This is a genomic window from Mycobacterium sp. ITM-2016-00316, assembly GCF_002968335.2.
Lineage (GTDB): Bacteria > Actinomycetota > Actinomycetes > Mycobacteriales > Mycobacteriaceae > Mycobacterium.
On the sequence record NZ_CP134398.1, the window covers coordinates 5,181,872 to 5,199,081 of the forward strand.

18 protein-coding genes are annotated in these 17,210 nt (G+C 66.4%); 11 read left to right on the forward strand and 7 right to left on the reverse strand.

Annotated elements, in window-relative coordinates; translation table 11 throughout:
• The first annotated feature begins 6 nt into the window (after positions 1 to 6).
• Genes C6A86_RS25070 through C6A86_RS25085 form a run of 4 tightly spaced genes read left to right on the forward strand, consistent with a single transcriptional unit; the run spans position 7 to position 3,334 of the window.
• Complete coding sequence (locus C6A86_RS25070) at positions 7 to 1,062, forward strand: thiolase domain-containing protein (protein ID WP_199196249.1); 1,056 nt, start codon at positions 7 to 9, stop codon at positions 1,060 to 1,062.
• A 3-nt stretch (positions 1,063 to 1,065) separates the two neighbouring features.
• Complete coding sequence (locus C6A86_RS25075) at positions 1,066 to 2,247, forward strand: thiolase domain-containing protein (protein WP_105363995.1); 1,182 nt, start codon at positions 1,066 to 1,068, stop codon at positions 2,245 to 2,247.
• Positions 2,247 to 2,648, forward strand: coding sequence for a nuclear transport factor 2 family protein (locus C6A86_RS25080; RefSeq protein ID WP_105363994.1), 402 nt, complete (start codon positions 2,247 to 2,249; stop codon positions 2,646 to 2,648). Before C6A86_RS25075 ends, C6A86_RS25080 begins: the two co-directional genes overlap by 1 nt.
• Positions 2,649 to 2,704: 56 nt before the next feature.
• Positions 2,705 to 3,334 (forward strand): hypothetical protein, encoded by a 630-nt coding sequence (locus C6A86_RS25085; RefSeq protein ID WP_233213055.1) that lies wholly within the window; start codon positions 2,705 to 2,707, stop codon positions 3,332 to 3,334.
• Positions 3,335 to 3,337: 3 nt separating this feature from the next.
• On the opposite strand, the gene C6A86_RS25090 is transcribed toward C6A86_RS25085, so the two are convergent.
• Positions 3,338 to 3,862 (reverse strand): gamma carbonic anhydrase family protein, encoded by a 525-nt coding sequence (locus C6A86_RS25090; protein WP_105363993.1) that lies wholly within the window; start codon positions 3,860 to 3,862, stop codon positions 3,338 to 3,340.
• Positions 3,863 to 3,972: 110 nt separating this feature from the next.
• Here C6A86_RS25090 and C6A86_RS25095 point away from each other — a divergent pair, with 110 nt between their 5' ends.
• Entirely contained in the window at positions 3,973 to 5,142 is a 1,170-nt protein-coding gene (locus C6A86_RS25095) for a Rieske 2Fe-2S domain-containing protein (protein WP_105363992.1), read from the forward strand.
• On the forward strand, positions 5,142 to 5,615 hold the full coding sequence (locus C6A86_RS25100; RefSeq protein ID WP_105363991.1) for a hypothetical protein: 474 nt from the start codon (positions 5,142 to 5,144) through the stop codon (positions 5,613 to 5,615). Before C6A86_RS25095 ends, C6A86_RS25100 begins: the two co-directional genes overlap by 1 nt.
• A gap of 4 nt (positions 5,616 to 5,619) precedes the next feature.
• Here the strand turns inward: C6A86_RS25100 and C6A86_RS25105 are convergent, their stop codons facing one another.
• Genes C6A86_RS25105 through C6A86_RS25115 form a run of 3 tightly spaced genes read right to left on the reverse strand, consistent with a single transcriptional unit; the run spans position 5,620 to position 8,680 of the window.
• Positions 5,620 to 6,768 (reverse strand): sulfotransferase, encoded by a 1,149-nt coding sequence (locus tag C6A86_RS25105; protein ID WP_105363990.1) that lies wholly within the window; start codon positions 6,766 to 6,768, stop codon positions 5,620 to 5,622.
• On the reverse strand, positions 6,768 to 7,550 hold the full coding sequence (locus tag C6A86_RS25110) for an SDR family oxidoreductase (protein ID WP_105363989.1): 783 nt from the start codon (positions 7,548 to 7,550) through the stop codon (positions 6,768 to 6,770). Before C6A86_RS25110 ends, C6A86_RS25105 begins: the two co-directional genes overlap by 1 nt.
• Positions 7,551 to 7,552: 2 nt before the next feature.
• Positions 7,553 to 8,680, reverse strand: a complete 1,128-nt coding sequence (locus C6A86_RS25115; protein WP_105363988.1) for a hypothetical protein — start codon at positions 8,678 to 8,680, stop codon at positions 7,553 to 7,555.
• Positions 8,681 to 8,784: 104 nt separating this feature from the next.
• Between C6A86_RS25115 and C6A86_RS25120 the strand changes: the two genes are divergently transcribed.
• Positions 8,785 to 9,699 carry an IclR family transcriptional regulator gene (locus C6A86_RS25120; protein ID WP_105363987.1) on the forward strand — a complete coding sequence of 305 codons (915 nt, stop codon included), beginning with the start codon at positions 8,785 to 8,787 and terminating at the stop codon, positions 9,697 to 9,699.
• 81 nt (positions 9,700 to 9,780) lie between these two features.
• Positions 9,781 to 10,155: a hypothetical protein gene (locus C6A86_RS25125; RefSeq protein WP_105363986.1), complete on the forward strand. Its 375-nt coding sequence runs from the start codon at positions 9,781 to 9,783 to the stop codon at positions 10,153 to 10,155.
• Here the strand turns inward: C6A86_RS25125 and C6A86_RS25130 are convergent, their stop codons facing one another.
• The gene (locus tag C6A86_RS25130; RefSeq protein ID WP_105363985.1) at positions 10,156 to 12,261 is read right to left on the reverse strand and encodes a RecQ family ATP-dependent DNA helicase; all 2,106 of its coding nucleotides are present in this window, start codon (positions 12,259 to 12,261) and stop codon (positions 10,156 to 10,158) included.
• Between the two features lie 34 nt (positions 12,262 to 12,295).
• A complete protein-coding gene (locus tag C6A86_RS25135) occupies positions 12,296 to 13,423 on the reverse strand; it encodes a substrate-binding domain-containing protein (RefSeq protein WP_105363984.1) in 1,128 nt (375 codons plus the stop codon).
• A gap of 30 nt (positions 13,424 to 13,453) precedes the next feature.
• Here C6A86_RS25135 and C6A86_RS25140 point away from each other — a divergent pair, with 30 nt between their 5' ends.
• From C6A86_RS25140 to C6A86_RS25150, 3 genes are all read left to right on the forward strand, one after another.
• Positions 13,454 to 13,819 (forward strand): MarR family winged helix-turn-helix transcriptional regulator, encoded by a 366-nt coding sequence (locus tag C6A86_RS25140; RefSeq protein ID WP_105363983.1) that lies wholly within the window; start codon positions 13,454 to 13,456, stop codon positions 13,817 to 13,819.
• Positions 13,820 to 14,338: 519 nt separating this feature from the next.
• Positions 14,339 to 15,583, forward strand: coding sequence for a formamidase (fmdA, locus tag C6A86_RS25145; RefSeq protein WP_105363982.1), 1,245 nt, complete (start codon positions 14,339 to 14,341; stop codon positions 15,581 to 15,583).
• Entirely contained in the window at positions 15,583 to 16,632 is a 1,050-nt protein-coding gene (locus tag C6A86_RS25150) for an alpha/beta fold hydrolase (RefSeq protein ID WP_105364005.1), read from the forward strand. The genes fmdA and C6A86_RS25150 overlap by 1 nt, the downstream gene beginning before the upstream one ends.
• 69 nt (positions 16,633 to 16,701) lie before the next feature.
• Here C6A86_RS25150 and C6A86_RS25155 read toward each other — a convergent pair whose 3' ends face one another.
• The gene (locus tag C6A86_RS25155) at positions 16,702 to 17,202 is read right to left on the reverse strand and encodes an isoprenylcysteine carboxyl methyltransferase family protein (protein ID WP_105363981.1); all 501 of its coding nucleotides are present in this window, start codon (positions 17,200 to 17,202) and stop codon (positions 16,702 to 16,704) included.
• Between the last annotated feature and the right edge of the window lie 8 nt (positions 17,203 to 17,210).

Consider the following 17,210-nt stretch of genomic DNA (forward strand, 5'->3'; position numbering starts at 1 on the left):
GAACTGATGACTGAAATCGCAGTGGTGGGCTTCGCACACGCGCCCCACGTCCGCCGCACCGACGGCACCACCAACGGCGTCGAGATGCTGATGCCGTGCTTCCACCAGCTCTACACCGAACTCGGCCTCAAGCAGACCGATATCGGCTTCTGGTGCTCGGGATCCTCGGATTACCTTGCCGGGCGCGCCTTCTCGTTCATCTCGGCCATCGACTCGATCGGCGCGATCCCGCCGATCAATGAGTCGCATGTCGAGATGGACGCCGCGTGGGCGCTGTACGAGGCCTATATCAAGTTGCTGACCGGCCAGGTCGAGACCGCGCTGGTCTACGGCTTCGGCAAGTCCTCGGCGGGCACCCTGCGCCGCGTGCTCGCCATGCAGACCGACCCCTACACCGTGGCGCCGCTGTGGCCGGATTCGGTGTCGATGGCCGGCCTGCAGGCCCGCGCCGGCCTGGACGCCGGCACCTGGACCGCCGAGCAGATGGCCCAGGTGGCACTGGATTCCTATGCCGCCGCCGGCCGCACCGACCGGGAAGAGGTCACCGGCAGCATCGACGAGCTGCTGTCCCGGCCCTACTTCGCCGACCCGCTGCGCCGCCACGACATCGCGCCGATCACCGATGGTGCGTCCGCGATCGTGCTGGCCGCCGGCGACAGGGCCCGGGAGCTGCGGGAGAACCCGGCCTGGATCACGGGAATCGAGCACCGCATCGAGACGCCGATCCTGGGTGCCCGCGACCTGACGACCTCACCGTCGACGGCGGCGTCGGCCAAGGCGGCCGCAGGAGGCGATACCGGTTCGATCGACGTCGCCGAGATCTATGCGCCGTTCACCCACCAGCAGCTGATCCTCACCGAGGCGATCGGGCTGGGGGCATCGACCAAGGTCAACCCCTCCGGTGGCGCACTTGCCGCCAACCCGATGTTCTCCGCCGGGCTGGAGCGCATCGGCTTCGCCGCTCAGCACATCTTCGACGGCTCCGCTCAACGCGTACTGGCGCACGCCACCAGCGGCCCCGCGCTGCAACAGAATCTCGTCGCCGTGCTGGAAGGGAAATAACTCATGGCAGGTCAGCTCGCCGCGGTTCTGGGAACCGGGCAGACCAAGTACGTCGCCAAGCGCCATGACGTGTCGATGAACGGCCTCGTGCGCGAGGCGATCGACCGGGCCCTGGCGGACGCCGGGTCGACGTTCGACGATATCGACGCCGTGGTGGTCGGCAAGGCGCCCGACTTCTTCGAGGGCGTGATGATGCCCGAGCTGTTCATGGCCGACGCCACCGGTGCGACGAACAAGCCGCTGATCCGGGTGCACACCGCCGGTTCGGTGGGTGGCTCGACCGCGATCGTGGCGGCCAGCCTGGTGCAGTCGGGCAAGTACAAGCGCGTGCTGACGATGGCGTGGGAGAAGCAGTCGGAATCGAATGCCATGTGGGCGTTGAGCATTCCGGTGCCGTTCACCAAACCGGTCGGTGCGGGCGCGGGCGGCTACTTCGCTCCGCACATCCGCGCGTACATCCGGCGCTCGGGCGCCCCCGATCACATCGGCGCCATCGTGGCGGTCAAGGACCGGCTCAACGGCGCGAAAAATCCGCTGGCTCATCTGCACCAGCCGGACATCACCCTGGAAAAGGTGATGGCCTCCCCCATGCTGTGGGATCCGATCCGCTATGACGAGACCTGCCCGTCGTCCGACGGTGCGGCGGCCATGGTGATCGGCAACGAGGAAGCGGCAGAAGCGCATCTGGCAAACGGGAACCCGGTGGCGTGGATCCACGCCACCGCGCTGCGCACCGAACCACTGGCCTACGCCGGTCGCGATCAGGTGAACCCGCAGGCCAGCCGCGATGCCGCGGCCGCGCTGTGGCGTGACGCCGGGATCACCTCACCCATCGACGAGATCGACGCCGCCGAGGTCTACGTCCCGTTCTCCTGGTATGAGCCGATGTGGCTGGAGAGCCTCGGTTTCGCCGCCGAGGGCGAGGGCTGGAAACTCACCGAGGCCGGCGAGACCGAGATCGGTGGGCGGATCCCGTTCAACGCCTCCGGTGGCGTGCTGTCCTCGAACCCGATCGGCGCATCCGGCATGATCCGGTTCGCCGAGTCGGCCATCCAGGTGATGGGCAAGGCCGGTGACCACCAGGTGCCCGGCGCACGCAAGGCCCTCGGTCACGCCTACGGCGGCGGCGCACAGTACTACTCGATGTGGGTCGTCTCCAGCGACAAACCGGCCGCCAAATCCTGATGACCGCCCCGGTGACCCTGGCGGGCCGACGGTCGCGGGAAGCGGCCGTCGCCCGCGACAAGCAGGCCTGGCTCGACCTGTTCGCCGAGGATGCGGTCGTCGAGGACCCGATCGGCCCGTCGCATTTCGACCCGGAGGGCAAAGGGCACCGCGGCAAGGAGGCGATCGCGAAGTTCTTCGACATGGCGATCGCACCGAGCCGGCTGGAGTTCCATTTCGACAAGACCTACGTGTGCGGCGACGAGGAAGCCAACACGGGACACATCGTGATCGTCTCGAGCGGCTACCGGGTCATTGCCGAGGGCGTGTTCACCTACCGGGTGGACGCCGACGGCAAGATCGCCGCACTGCGGGCGTACTGGGAGTTGGAGAAGGCGGCAGCCAGCGCGCACCCGGTGTGACAGACCGAGTCGCGTACCGTGGTAGGCGATTTCATTCCGCACACCCAAAAGAGCTGTTGAGTTTCACATATATGTTGTCCCGATCACACTTCGCCGCCGCCGCCCTGCTCATCGTCACCGTCAGCGCCTGTGCGCCCACCGAACCCGGTGGCGCCACCAGCGCTCCGGCACCGACGCTGCCCGCGTTCACCACCAGCTCCACGCCCACGTCGACGTCCGTCGCACCCGCCGCCGCCGACTACCGCGATCTGTTGTTGACCGCCGGCGACCTCACCGACGCCGATGACACCTTCGTGGAGCGGTCCCGCGAACCCTCGCCCGGTGGCCACGCCGGCGCGAGCGCCTTCTTCGTCAACGAGCAGGACACCCGCGCCATCATCGACACCGTGCTGATCTACCCCGACGACGCAGCCGCCGCGGCCGCGCTGCAGCAGGCGGTCAACACCAGGAAGGTGTCCGGCGATCCGCAGCCGATGGGGGTCGGCCAGGGCGGCGTCGTGATCCGGGGCACCCGCCCGGATGAGGACAAGGCTGTCACGCTGTTGCTGTTCACTGCGGGTCCCGCCCTCGTCCGACTCGAGTTCCAGAGCGCCGACGGGGACGTCACCACCGATCCGTTCGTCACCAACGTCGGCAAGATGCAGCAGATCGCGCTGCGGGTCGGCCTCGCCGACAACGAGCAGTAGCGCTCACAGCTCCTTGAGCCCGGCGCGGTAGCGCCGGGCCAGCTCGCGGTAGATCTCGGAACTGGTCTTCACCCACTGCTCGGCGCCGGTCCCCGCGACCGGGCCGCGGATCTTCGCCGGCGCCCCGGCCACCACCACTTCATCGGGGATCTTGGTGCCCGGAACCACCAGCGCATGCGCGGCCACCAGACTGCGGGCGCCGATGATCACCCCGTCAAGCACCGTGGCGTGGTTCGCGATCACGGCATCGGCACCGATATGGGCGCCGTGCACCACACAGGCGTGCCCGATGGTGGCTCCCGGCCCCACGTCGACCGGAATCCCCGGCGGTGCGTGCAGCACCGATCCGTCCTGCACATTGGCACCGGCGCGGATGACGATCGGCGCGAAGTCCCCGCGCAACACCGTGTTGAACCAGACCGAGGCGCCCGCTTCGACCGTGACATCACCGATCAGGGTCGCGGTGGGAGCCACGAATGCCTCCGGATCGATTCTGGGTATACGGCCTTCGAACGAATAAACCGGCATCGTCTACATATACAGCGTGGTCCTTGCAGGTAGCAGTGGTTACGTTGCGCGAAGGCGGCACAAAACTGTAACGTGTTCTAGTTAGAGAGACCAGATACGGGAGGCCCACCGTGACTACCGAGACTGCCGGCATTCGTGAAATCGACACCGGCGACCTGCCCGACCGCTACGCACGCGGATGGCACTGCCTAGGACCAGTGAAGGATTTCCTGGACGGCGAGCCACACGGCGTCGAGATTTTCGGCACCATGCTGGTGGTGTTCGCCGACTCCGAAGGCAACCTGAAGGTGCTGGACGGCTACTGCCGACATATGGGCGGCAACCTCGCCCAGGGCACCATCAAGGGCGACACCGTGGCGTGCCCGTTCCACGACTGGCGCTGGGGCGGGGACGGCAAGTGCAAGCTGGTGCCCTACGCCAAGCGCACACCGCGACTGGCCCGCACCCGCGCCTGGGAGACCGACGTGCGCGGCGGCCTGCTGTTCGTCTGGCACGACGCCGAGGGCAATCCGCCGCAACCCGAGGTCCGCATCCCCGAGATCCCCGAGGCCGCCGACGACCAGTGGACCGAGTGGCGCTGGAACACGATGCTCATCGAGGGCTCCAACTGCCGCGAGATCATCGACAACGTCACCGATATGGCGCACTTCTTCTATATCCACTACGGGTTGCCGACGTACTTCAAGAACGTCTTCGAAGGCCACATCGCCAGCCAGTACCTGCACAATGTGGGTCGCGCGGACATCAGCGATCTCGGCACCACCTACGGTGAGGCACACCTGGATTCGGAGGCCTCGTACTTCGGGCCGTCCTTCATGATCAACTGGCTGCACAACAACTACGGCGGTTTCAAGGCCGAATCCATCTTGATCAACTGCCACTACCCGGTCAGCCAGAATTCGTTCATGCTGCAGTGGGGTGTCATCGTCGAGAAGCCCAAGGGCCTCGACGAGAAAACCACCGACAAGCTGGCCCGGGTGTTCACCGAGGGTGTGTCCAAGGGCTTCCTGCAGGACGTGGAGATCTGGAAGCACAAGACCCGCATCGACAATCCGCTGCTGGTCGAGGAGGACGGCGCCGTCTACCAGATGCGCCGCTGGTACCAGCAGTTCTATGTCGACGTCGCCGATGTCACCCCCGAGATGACCGACCGGTTCGAGATGGAGGTCGACACCACCGCCGCGAATGAGAAGTGGGCCGTCGAGGTTCAGGAGAATCTGCAGCAGCAGGAGAACCTCAAGCAGGCGGAACAGAAGGAATCGGCGGAGCAGTCGAGCTGATGACCGCCGGCAACGAGCAGGCCCAGACGCCCGACGTCGATCGTCTGGCCCGCTCGATGCTGCTGCTGGCCGGGCACGACGACGATGACGGCCACGGACATCCCGATCCTCGTCCCAGTACCGGAAATTGGTCCAAGGCACCGGATTTCGGTTCCGATCCGCAGCGCGCCGCAGCGGTGCACGAGGCCACCGCGCGCGACAAGGAACGGTATCTGACCTCGGGGCTGGCCTCGGTGGACTGCCGGTTCTGTCACGCGACCGTTCAGGTGAAAAAGCTCGGCCCCGAACACACCGCGGTGCAGTGGAACGGGCAGGCCGCCAAACGCTGTGCGGTGTTCGATGAGATCCGTTCGACCGGTGGTGATCCCGCACGCGCCAAGTCGTGTCACCGGCTGACCGACAGCATCAGGCACGCCATCGCCGAGGGCTGTCTGGAAGAGATATCCAGCGCACCGTCCCCCGGCGACGGCTGACCCGCTACAGCCCCTTGAAGCGCGCCCTGACCTGCTCGTCGGTCAACCCGTAGTCACTCAGCGAGTAGGTGTGCTTCGGCGCGCGCGGCCCCTTCTTGCTTTCCGCGTGGCTGGCCGAGATCGCCTGCCGGGCATCGTCGGTGAAGTCGATGCCGAAAGTACGGTAGATGCCTTCCACCGCACCGACCGGGTCCTTGATGAACTCGAAGTAGTCCACGTCGCAGAACTGGGCCGGATCATGCTTGGCGCGTTCGGTATCGAACAGCTCAAGGCCGCGCGACCAGGTCTCCAGTGAGTCTTCGCCGATAACCTTGCCGGAGAAGCTGTTCGACCATCCTTCGGTGGTGTGCTGGGCCAGTGAGCACATCGAGGCCATGATGGTCTCGGCGGGCCGGTGACACTGCACCACCAACGCATCCGGGTAGGTCGCGAGCAGCGCGTCCAGCGCGAAAAGATGGCTGGGATTCTTGAGCACCCAGCGCTTCTCGGGTTCGTTCAGTCCGATCAGCTGCAAATTGCGGCGGTGGCGCTGGTACGACTTGGTCCAGTCCTGTTGTGCCAGCCACCGCGAATAGGTGGGAATGTGCGCCAGCGTCTCGTAGGACACCGAATGCAGCGACTGACGCAACAGTTGCCAGCATTCCTCGACCTCGTCGGCGGTCATGTAATGCAGACCGGTGTATTCCGGGTTCTCCTCGTGCGCCTTGCTGAACTGCGCGTCGAGCTGCTGGAAAACTGGATTCTGCGACCAGGTTTCGCGCGGCGGGCGGGGCTGCGGGAACTCGGCCAGCCACAGTTCCAGACCCTGGTGCCGCGGATCCGCGGTGAGCAGACGGTGGATCACGGTCGTGCCGGTCCGTGGCAGCCCGGTCACGAAGATGGGCCGCTCGATGGGCACGTCGGCGTGCTGCGGGTACTGCTTGAACGCCGCCTCCGACACCAGCCGGGCCACCAGGGCGTTGCGGACGAAGAAGCGTTGCATCTTGCTGCCGAACTCGGTCAGATCGGCATCGCGCTGGTAGGCCTCGAGCAGGACGCTCAGCGCCTCTTTGTAGTTGTCGTCGTCGGAGCCGAAATCATCGAGCCCGCAAGCCTTCACGGCCGAGGCGTGCAGGTCCTCGACGGTGCCTACATTGGTACGAGATGTGCTCATCAGTAGTGGTACTCCCCGCAGTTGACATCCAGCGTCTGCCCGGTGATACCGCTGGACAGATCGCTGGCCATGAACAGGATGGCCGAGGCCACCTCGTCTTCGGTCGGCAGCTTCTTCAGATCGCTGCTGGCGGCCGCCGCCTTGTAGATCTCATCGACCGTAGTGCCGTACTTGCCGGCCTGGTGCTCGAAGTAGCTCTTCAAGGTGCCACCCCAGATGTAACCGGGCAGCACGGAGTTCACCCTGATTCCGGCCTCACCGAGTTCACTGGCCAGCGACTGCGACATGGCCAGCAGCGCCGACTTGGCCATCTTGTACGCACCCTGTTTGGGATCGGAGTGCCGGACCACCATCGAGTTGACGTTGACCACCGAACCCTTCGCCTCGGTGAGTGCGGGGGTGAAACCCTGGATCAGCCGCAGCGCACCGAGCACGGTGAGCTCGATGGTGTCGCGGATGTGGTCGAAACTGGTCTTGGCGAACGGCTTCATCGACGGCACCCGGAACGCGTTGTTGATCAGCACGTCGACCTTGCCGAACTCTGCGATCGACGTGGACACCAGATTGGCGACCTGCGCCTCGTCGGTGATGTCGGTGCCGACCGCCAGGGCACGCCGGCCCAGCGCGGTGACCTGACCGGCGACATCCTCCAGGCGCTCGACGGTGCGGGCGGCCAGGATGAGGTCGGCGCCCTCCTCGGCGCACCGCCGCGCCAGCGTGGTGCCCAGTGCCGGACCCACGCCACTGATGACGACAACCTTGTCCTGCAACAAACCCGCCATGGTCAACCCACCATTCTTTCGCCGATCAACTTCTGGCGCAGGGCGATCCGCTGCCGCCAGTCCTCATCCGAGATCTTGTTCGACGCGTAGTACGGCAGCACATCGGGGACCTCGGCCACATCGACGACCTGCAGGGTCGGCCCGTCAGCCTCGGTCAACTCCCGCGACACCCGCTGCCAGCGGAACTGCAGATAGCCCTTGGGATGCCCGAGTGTCTCGCACCAGTTCGTCACGCCGGGATTGGCATCGGACACCACGATGCGGATCTTGCCGTCCGGATCGGCCTGCGCCTGAGTGCCGTTCAGCGATGTTTGATGGTTGATGTAGTCCAGCGAGATGTACCAGAGGCTGCCCAGTTGGAAGCCGAGGTAGGGCGCATCGGTGACCGGCAGCGTGATGACGATCGCCTGCTGCGGCGCGAGATCGAAGTGTCCGACCGAGGAGTATTGGGTGGCCAGCCCACCCGGGGTCAGCCGCGGCGCGGTCAGCGTGTTGACCGGCAGGTTGTCATAGAACCACTTGGGGAACTGCAGCCAGGTCTTCACCCGCTGGATGAGCTGCTTTCCCGCGACGGTGTAGCGCTTCTCGATGAGTTCCTTGGTCAGCGCCGGCGGCGCGGTGCCCTCGGTATCGGCGCGGGCGATGGCGAAGGTGCCGCGTTGGGCCGACCAGTCGTTGTAGACCTCCCGGATCACCAGTTGCGCGGGCTTGTCCGGGGTGAACCGCCACTCGAAGGTGCCGTCGGCGGCGATGTCGAGCTTGCGGTCGTCGAAGGCGGTCTCGCTGTCGGGCACCACCTCATCGGTGTACTCCCCGCCGATCAGCTGGAAACTGACATCGGTGGTGGTGCCGCGCCGGCCGGTGACGACATATTCATGGCCGGGCTGCACCCGGGTGCCGAAGTACATCGTGTCGGGATTGTCCAGGCCCATCTTGGTGAAGGGCCCGGTTCCGCTGTGCAGGAAGGGGTGATCGCGGTCGTAGTCGAAGGCGACATGCGTGCAGGCCGCGATGCAGCCGGCGAGATATTGCAGACCTTCCAGCAGGTCGGCCTCGGACTCGATGAAGGGCGCCTCGGTGACCAGACGCTCGGCCTCGGCGATGGCTTCCGCCAACGGCTGTGAATACATCGGCTTCCATTCTCTCGGTCCAATATTGGACCGAAGTGGTAGAGTTTCCGTTCCGAGACTAGAACGCGTTCTAGTTCGAGTCAACGTTCCGAGGTGAGCGCAGCATGTCCAACCCACAACCATCCGGCCGGGCATCGCCGCCCACCGAGCGGGTGATCGCCGTACTGGCGTTTCTGGCCCGCCATCCGCATGACCGTTTCGGGCTGTCCGAGCTGGCGCGGCGCGTCGAACTGAGCAAGCCGACCTGCCTGGGCATCCTGACCTCGCTGACCGAGGCCGGCTATCTGGTGCGCGACTCGGGCGAGTCCGGCCGGGACAAGACCTACCGCCTGGGACCGGCGCTGATCACCCTCGGCCATCTCGCGCAGGAATCGCTGCGGGTCAGCCCGTCTGCCCGCGATGAACTGCGCCTGCTGTCGCAGACCTACGGCGCCACCGCCGCGCTGTCCGGGGTGGTCGACGACCGGATCACTCTGCTCGAACTGGTGGCACCGTCCGCCTCACCGGCCACCGTGCGGGTCGGACAGAGCTATCCGTTCGCTCCGCCGGTGGGACTGATGTTCGTGCTGTGGGACGAACGCGCGGTCCGCGACTGGCTGCACAAGGAACCGACGATTCCGTTGCGCACCGATACCGACCGCTTCGAGCGGGTGATCGCCGAGTGTCGCGCCGCGGGGTACCTGGTGGAACGACTCACCCCCGGCGGACGGCGGCTGTACGCCTTGATGGCGGGCATGTCGAACACCTTGCCCGACGAATTGCGGGCCCTGCTGGGCGAATTGGTCTCCGATATCGGCGAGCGGGTCTACCTGCGCGGCGAGGACGGACCTGAGGCCCGCCATGACATCAGCGTCATCGCCGCCCCGGTCTACGACCATCATCAACGCCAGGTGATGGTGGCCACGATGCAGATCGGGCACGCGATCACCGACGACGAGATCGCCGACCGGGCGTCGGCCCTGGTCAAGACCGCGGATGCGGTCACCCGGTCCCTGAGTGGCTCCAAGGCGCGCTGGTAGACCGGTTTCGGTTGGCGGCGCGCCGGGTAGCCTTCCCGGAGTCTGGGGGTCTTCGAGAAATCCGAATCTGAGGAGTTCATCGTGGAGATCAAGACAGTTGCAGCGGGTCTGGCCACAGCAGTGGCACTGAGCCTCGGAGCGTTCGCCTCCGCCGGCGCCGTGGGCGCCGATCCGGGCAAGGACGACGTCTGGCTGCCCGGCGATCCGCCCGGACAGAATCCCTTCGGTCCGCCTGGGCAGGTGAAGCAGGCACCCGGGCCGTTCTACGGCGTGCCACCCGGGCACTGGGGCGATCCAGTGCGGGCCGGTCTGCCGCCGTTCTGGCTTCCACCGGTGGACCTGTTACCCGTGGGCTACCCGGTTCCCGGCGGCCCACTGCCGGTGGTGTGGAACCCGGGCAACAACGGTTTCGGAGTGTGGCTCGGCGACATCTTCATCGCCTTCCCGGCCCGGTAGTCAGCTGACGGAGGCCAGCGCGAAGGGCAGCACATCGGCCGCGCCGGCCGCCCGCACCGACCGGGCCGCCATCGTCAGCGTCCAACCCGTATCGGTGATGTCGTCGACCAACAGCACGATATCGCCGTCGATCGCGGGCGGCGGCGTCCACGCGCCGTGCAGCGCGGCCACCCGATAGGCGGAGTTGGCGGCGGCCACCGGCCGGTGCTCGGGCGAATACTGCAGCACACCAAGGTTGTTCAGCCGACCGACCTCGGCCAGCCGGGCCGCCAGCGACCTGACCAGCACCGGGTGACTGACCGAATCCAGCGCCAGCACCGCGGTCGGCCGCTGCGCCCAGTTCCAGGATTTGAGCACGGCGACGGCCGCGGTGATCATCTCATCGGGCACCTCCGCATCGGGGTCGTCGAGCAGCTTGCGCAGCCGGGCACCCCACCCCAGGTCGGTGAGCCTGCCGATGACGCGGCCCGGCGCGGGTCCGTCGTTGATCTTTCCGGACTGCTCGATACCGAGCTTTACCAATCCGGTGGGCCACTGCTTGCGTGGGGTGATCTCGACGCCGGGGCGCATCAGCTGTTCTCTGGTCGCCGCGGCGGCAGCGGCGTCCACATCGGCATCGAAGGACGACCCGGCGCAATTATCGCATCGACCGCACGGCTGCGGTCCGAGTTCCGGATCGTCGAGTTGCTTGCGCAGGAAGGACATCCGGCAATCCGTGGTGCTCTGATAGTCGAGCATGGCCTGCTGTTCGCGTTTGCGTGCCTCATCGAGGTGGCGGTAACGGGGTTCGTCGTACTCCCAGGGCTGCCCGGTGCCGATCCAACCGCCCTTCACCCGGCGCACGGCACCGTCGACGTCGAGCACCTTGAGCACCATCTCCAGCCGGGACCTGTTCAGGTCCACCAACGGTTCCAGCGCGGCGGTGGACAGCGCCCGGTCCGGTTCCAGCGCGTCGATCACGTGTCGCACCATGGCTTCCGACGGAAAGGCCACCGACGCGAAATAGCGCCACACGTCGGCGTCCTCGCGCCCGGGCAACAGGATCACCTCGGCGCTGGCGGTCGAGCGACCGGCGCGGCCCACCTGCTGGTAGTAGGCGATCGGTGAGGACGGGGCGCCCAGATGGACGACGAAGCCGAGATCGGGCTTGTCGAAACCCATCCCCAGCGCCGAGGTGGCGATGAGCGCCTTGACGTTGTTGTTCAACAGGTCGGCCTCGAGTTGCTCGCGTTCGGCGGCTTCGGTGGCGCCCGTGTACGCGGCCACGGCGTGCCCCTGGTCGCGTAACAGGGTCGCGACATCGTGGGCCTGGGCGACGGTCAGGGTGTAGACGATGCCCGATCCGGGCAGCGAATCAATATGTGCTCCCAACCATGCCGCGCGCTGAGCCGGACCGCCGGCCTGCACCACCGACAGTCTCAACGATTCCCGGTCCAGCCCGCCGCGCAGCACCAGGGTGTCCCCACCGCCGACGCCCAACTGCGCGGCCACATCGGCGACCACCCGGTCGTTGGCTGTGGCTGTGGTGGCCAGCACCGGGACATCGGAGCCCAACTCGGCGATCAACGTGCGGATACGCCGGTAGTCCGGCCGGAAATCGTGGCCCCAGTCGGAGACGCAGTGCGCCTCGTCGACCACCACCAGGCCGGCGTCGGCGGCCAGCGCGGGCAGCACGGCGTCCCGGAAGTCGGGATTGTTCAAGCGTTCCGGGCTGACGAGCAGGACGTCGAGCTCGCCGGCATTCACCCGCTCATGCACGGTGTCCCATTCGGTGACATTGCTGGAGTTGATCGTGGCGGCCTTGACGCCGGCCCGCTCCGCCGCGGCCACCTGGTTGCGCATCAGCGCAAGCAGCGGGGACACGATGACCGTCGGGCCGCGGCCCTCGGCGCGCAAGAGCTTGGCGGCGATGAAGTACACCGCGGACTTGCCCCAGCCGGTGCGCTGCACCACCAGCGCCCGTCTGCGCTGCACCACGAGCGCCTCGATCGCGATCCACTGGTCGTCGCGCAGAACCGCAGTCGGCCCGGCGAGCTGTTCGAGGATGGCCTGCGCCTCGGTGCGAGTAGTCGGCACAGGCGAGCGAAGCGACGGGGAGGTGTCCATGGCCTCATCGTGCCGGTCGGGTATGACCTCTCGGTCAGTGGACCCTGGCGATGACGTCGAGTTCGACACCGCGCGCCACCGCGAGGTGCACCGGGTGCCGGGCCGCCCCCCGGCGAAGGTCGACCGGTCCGTGTGGTGAATCCCAGCCCCACCCGTCGAACGCGCGGCGAGCGTCTTCGACGGTGGGCACCGATGTGGTGGCGATCCCGGCGAGCAGATGCAGACCGGAGTATGTCGTTTCGGCCATGGTTCCGGGCTGCGGTGCTGCCGACTCGCCGATCGGGCCGGTCCCGTTGACCAGGTCGAAGGCCCGGCTGAACCCGGCACTGAATTCCGCGGCGGATGCCGAAGCCAAACCGGCGAACCAGCCCGCCGAGATGAACAGGTTCCTGGTCGCGGGGCTTCCGCTGGCGAGCACCACGGTCTCGTCGGTGAACGGGCTGAAGCGGGTGACCGTAGCGTCCAGGCCGGACTCGGCGAAGGCCCTGTTGAAGCGCACCGCATCGGATCCCACCAGCAGGGTGACGACGCCGTCCGGATCGGCCGCCGCGATATCGGCCAGCACCCGATCCCAGCCGTGCGGATCATCGACACCCAGCGGCAGGAACCGCTCACCCAGGATCGAGATGTCGGTGCCCGCCAGCCCGGCCCGGGTGGCCGCCGCCGAGCCGCGCGGCCACACATAGTCGTTACCCACGATGAACCACCGGCGTAGCCGCAGTTCGGTGCGCAGCCAGCGCAGGGAGGCGATGATCTGGTCGCCGGGCACCTCACCGCTGCACAGCACGCCGTCGCTGCGCTCGCCGCCCTCGTACGCCGCGGCGTACACGTAGGGAATCCGGCCACGGACCACCTTGGCAATGGCCTGCCGGGCATTGGACAGATGCCACCCGGTGACGGCATCGACCGAGCCGGCGTCCACCAGGTCCCGGATGCTGCCCGCCACCGCGGCTGGATCGCCGCCGGCGTCCACGTGTACGAACTGCACCGATCGGCCTGCGACCCCACCGGCGGCGTCGATCTCCGCAGCGGCCAGTTCGGCCGCCGCGTGGCATTCCAGCCCGAAGATCCCCGCCGGACCGCGACGCGGTAGGGCCAAGGCGACCCGGAACTCGGTGTGGTGCGGACGAGGTCGTTCCGTCCGGGTGGCGGTTTCTGGCATGCTGTGGATTCCCGATCCAGAAGGCAAGTCATGGACGACCTCGTCGAGGCACTCGCGTTGCTCAGGCGTGCCGCCGTCGTCGCCGCCGGGATCGACGGCGCGCTCGCCGGTACCGACCTCACCGTGGACCGCTGGCGCGCGCTGCACGTCGTGCACCAGAATCCCGGATGCTCGATGTCGGATATCGTCGACGCACTGGCAGTTCCGTCCACATCCGCGACACGCATCGTCGATGCGCTGGTCGAACTCGGCGCCGTCTACCGCACCGTGTCGCAGCAGGACCGCCGCCGAACCACTTTGCGAGTGTCGTCGCATGGTGCCGAACTCCTTCGAACCGCGGAGTCAGCAATTACCCCAACGGTTTTCCTCAAGGACAGTGACCCCACGCCAATCTAAGACGTGCGTGTTGCGCCATTGTAAATCCGCGCGGCGGGGTGTACACGCCGATCGGCGGCAGACGTGACAACCGTGTGAACAACCGCCCCTGCCCCGTTGGCGTGGCACGTTCTCCCTTGACGTTGCGGCCCGCGGGTGTAGGTTCGACATTATTCCCAAATGGGAACATTCGACCGATCGGTGGAGGATCCCATGCCACGTTATCGCTATCGCTGCGCCACTGACGGTCCGTTCGACCTGCACTTCGCCATGGGCAGCGCCCCCACCTCGGTGGAGTGCGAAACATGTTGTGGCAGAAGCGCTCGGGTGTACTCCCTGGGCGGGATGCTGACATCTGACCCTGTCGGCGAGCGCATCCTCGATCTGCATGCACAGTCCCAGTCGGCACCCGGCGTTGTGCACACAACAGCCGGCGCAGCGCAACCGTCCACCCGCCGCTATGCGGACCCGCGTCACCGCATGCTTCCCACACCGTAAACCCGCTGCGCCAGCACATATCCCGATACAGAGGAGTCACCCATGCCAGAAGTGATCTTTCCCGTCGACCAGAGCAAACCGTTCCGCGAGCAGGCACTGGTGGGCCACAACCGATGGCATCCCGATATCCCGGCCGTGGCGACGGTCAAATCCGGCGACAGCTTCCGTGTCGAGTCCAAGGAATGGTTCGACGGCACCATCGTCAACACCGACGATGCCGACGATATCCGCGACTGCGATCTGTCGATGGTGCACCAACTCTCAGGTCCCTTTGCGGTCGAGGGCGCACAGCCCAACGACCTGCTGGTCGTCGATATCCTCGACGTCGGCCCGGTACCTCAACAGACCGGACCGGTGGCCGGTCAGGGCTGGGGATACACCGGGATTTTCGCCAAGGAGAACGGTGGCGGCTTTCTCACCGATTGGTTCCCCGCCGCGTACAAGGCGGTCTGGGATTTCACCGGCCAGAAGGCCACCAGCAGGCACATTCCCGGCGTCGAATTCACCGGACTCATCCACCCGGGCTTGATGGGCACGGCACCGAGCGCCGGGCTGCTCGCCGAGTGGAATCACCGCGAAGCTCAGTTGATCTCCACCGATCCGGACCGCGTGCCGCCGCTCGCACTGCCACCTCAACCGTCCAATGCGGTGCTGGGCAGCCTGGCCGGCGCCGACTACGAACGGGTGGCCGCCGAGGCCGCCCGAACCGCACCACCCCGGGAGAACGGGGGCAACCAGGACATCAAGAACCTTGCCAAGGGCAGCCGGATCTTCTACCCGGTGTTCGTCGACGGGGCGAACCTCTCGCTCGGCGACCTGCACTTCTCCCAGGGCGACGGTGAGATAACCTTCTGTGGCGCAATCGAGATGGGAGGCTATATCGACCTGCGCGTGGAAATCATCAAGGGCGGGATGCAGACCTACGGGGTCACCACCAACCCGATCTTCATGCCCGGCATCGTCGAGCCCCGATACTCCGAGTTTCTGACTTTCGTCGGATTCTCGGTGGACCGCAACGGCACTCAGCATTTCCTCGACACCACGCTGGCCTACCAGAACGCCTGCCTCAACGCCATCGAGTACCTCTCCAAGTTCGGTTGGACCAAAGAGCAGGCGTACCTGATTCTCGGTGCCGCCCCCGTGGAGGGCCGTCTCTCCGGTGTCGTCGATGTGCCCAATTCGTGTGCCACGCTGTATGTCCCGACCGCGATCTTCGATATCGACATACGGCCTTCGGCCACCCCACCGCAGCGCATCGACCGCGGGCAGTGCGCGGTGAGCAGCTGATGCCCGCACCGACAGACGCCGAGTACTTCGATCTCGGGAACTTCACCCTGCAGAGTGGCTACACGCTGCGCGGCGCCACACTGGCCTACCAGACCTACGGCACGCTCAACGCCGACAAGTCGAACGTGATCGTCTACCCCACCTGGTATTCCGGGTGGCACACCGACAACGAGTGGCTCATCGGACCCGGGCGCGTGCTCGATCCCGCCGAGCAGTTCATCATCGTTCCCAACATGTTGGGCAACGGCCTGTCCTCATCACCGTCGAACACCCCCGCACCCTACGACGGGCCGCGCTTTCCCGCCGTCACGTTCCATGACCAGGTCGAAGCGCAGTATCGGCTGGTCACCGAAAAGTTCGGCATAACGTCGATCGCACTTGTCACCGGGTGGTCGATGGGTGCAGGCCAGACGTATCAGTGGGCGGTCAGCCATCCCGAGATGGTGCAACGGGCCGCACCCTTCTGCGGTTCGGCCATCACCGCACCGCACAACAAGGTTTTCCTGGAGTCGCTGGTCGCCGCGCTCTCCGCCGACGCTGCCTTCGCCGGCGGCGACTACGAACCGGATCAGCTGCCGGTCAAGGGGTTACGCGCGTTCGCGCGGGTCTACTCCGGCTGGGGCTACTCGCAGGCGTTCTACTGGCAGGAGACCTGGCGCGAACTCGGCTACACATCCTTCGACGACTTCCTCTACGGCTTCTGGGAGGGGTTCTTCCGCGACGGCCGCGACCCGAACAACCTGGTCACCATGATCGGCACATGGCACAGCGGAAATGTCGGTAACACACCGGGATTCGACGGCGATGTGAAGAAGGCACTGGCGTCCATCAAGTGCCCGCTGCTGGCCATGCCCGCCGAGAAGGACCTGTACTTCCCGCCCGAGGACGAGCAGTGGGCGAGCGAGTTCGTACCACACGGCGAGGTCAGGGTGATCCCGGGCATCTGGGGGCACTTCGCCGGTGGCGGCGCGAACGACGTGGACACCGACTTCATCGACGCCCGGCTACGCGAACTGATGACAAAGCCGGGATACTCGCCCACCGAATAGCCGTATTGCCGCACGCCGCGGCCCCGGTCGCCGGTGCTCGGCGACCGGGGCGCCCGGCTCCTTCTTTTCTCAGGCGTATCCGAGCGCGAGGTTCTCGGCGCTGATCCGGACGCGCAATACCGCCGCGTTGGCGATGGTGAACACGATGGCGGTCAGCCACGCCGAATGCACCAGCGGCAGGGCGGCGACTTCCACGGCGACCGCGGTGTAGTTGGGATGATGTATCCAGCGGTAGGGACCGCTGCGAACCAGTTCGGCGCCGGGCACGATGATGAGCCTCGGATTCCAGTGCTTGCCGAGCGTGGCGACACACCACCAGCGGACGACGGTGCTGGCAGCCACCACGGCAACCATCGGCCATCCCAGTGCGGGGATGAACGGACGGTGCGCGAAAGCGACTTCGGCTATGCAGGACAGCAGCAGCGCGCTGTGCATCGCCACCATCACCGGGTAGTGACCCTGACCGAACTCCCGGCCCCCACGGGCGAAGGACCAGTTGGCGTTTCTGCGCGAAACCGCCAGCTCGACCAGCCGCTCGAGACCGATCAGCACAATGAACAGGTAGTACATCGCCGGCC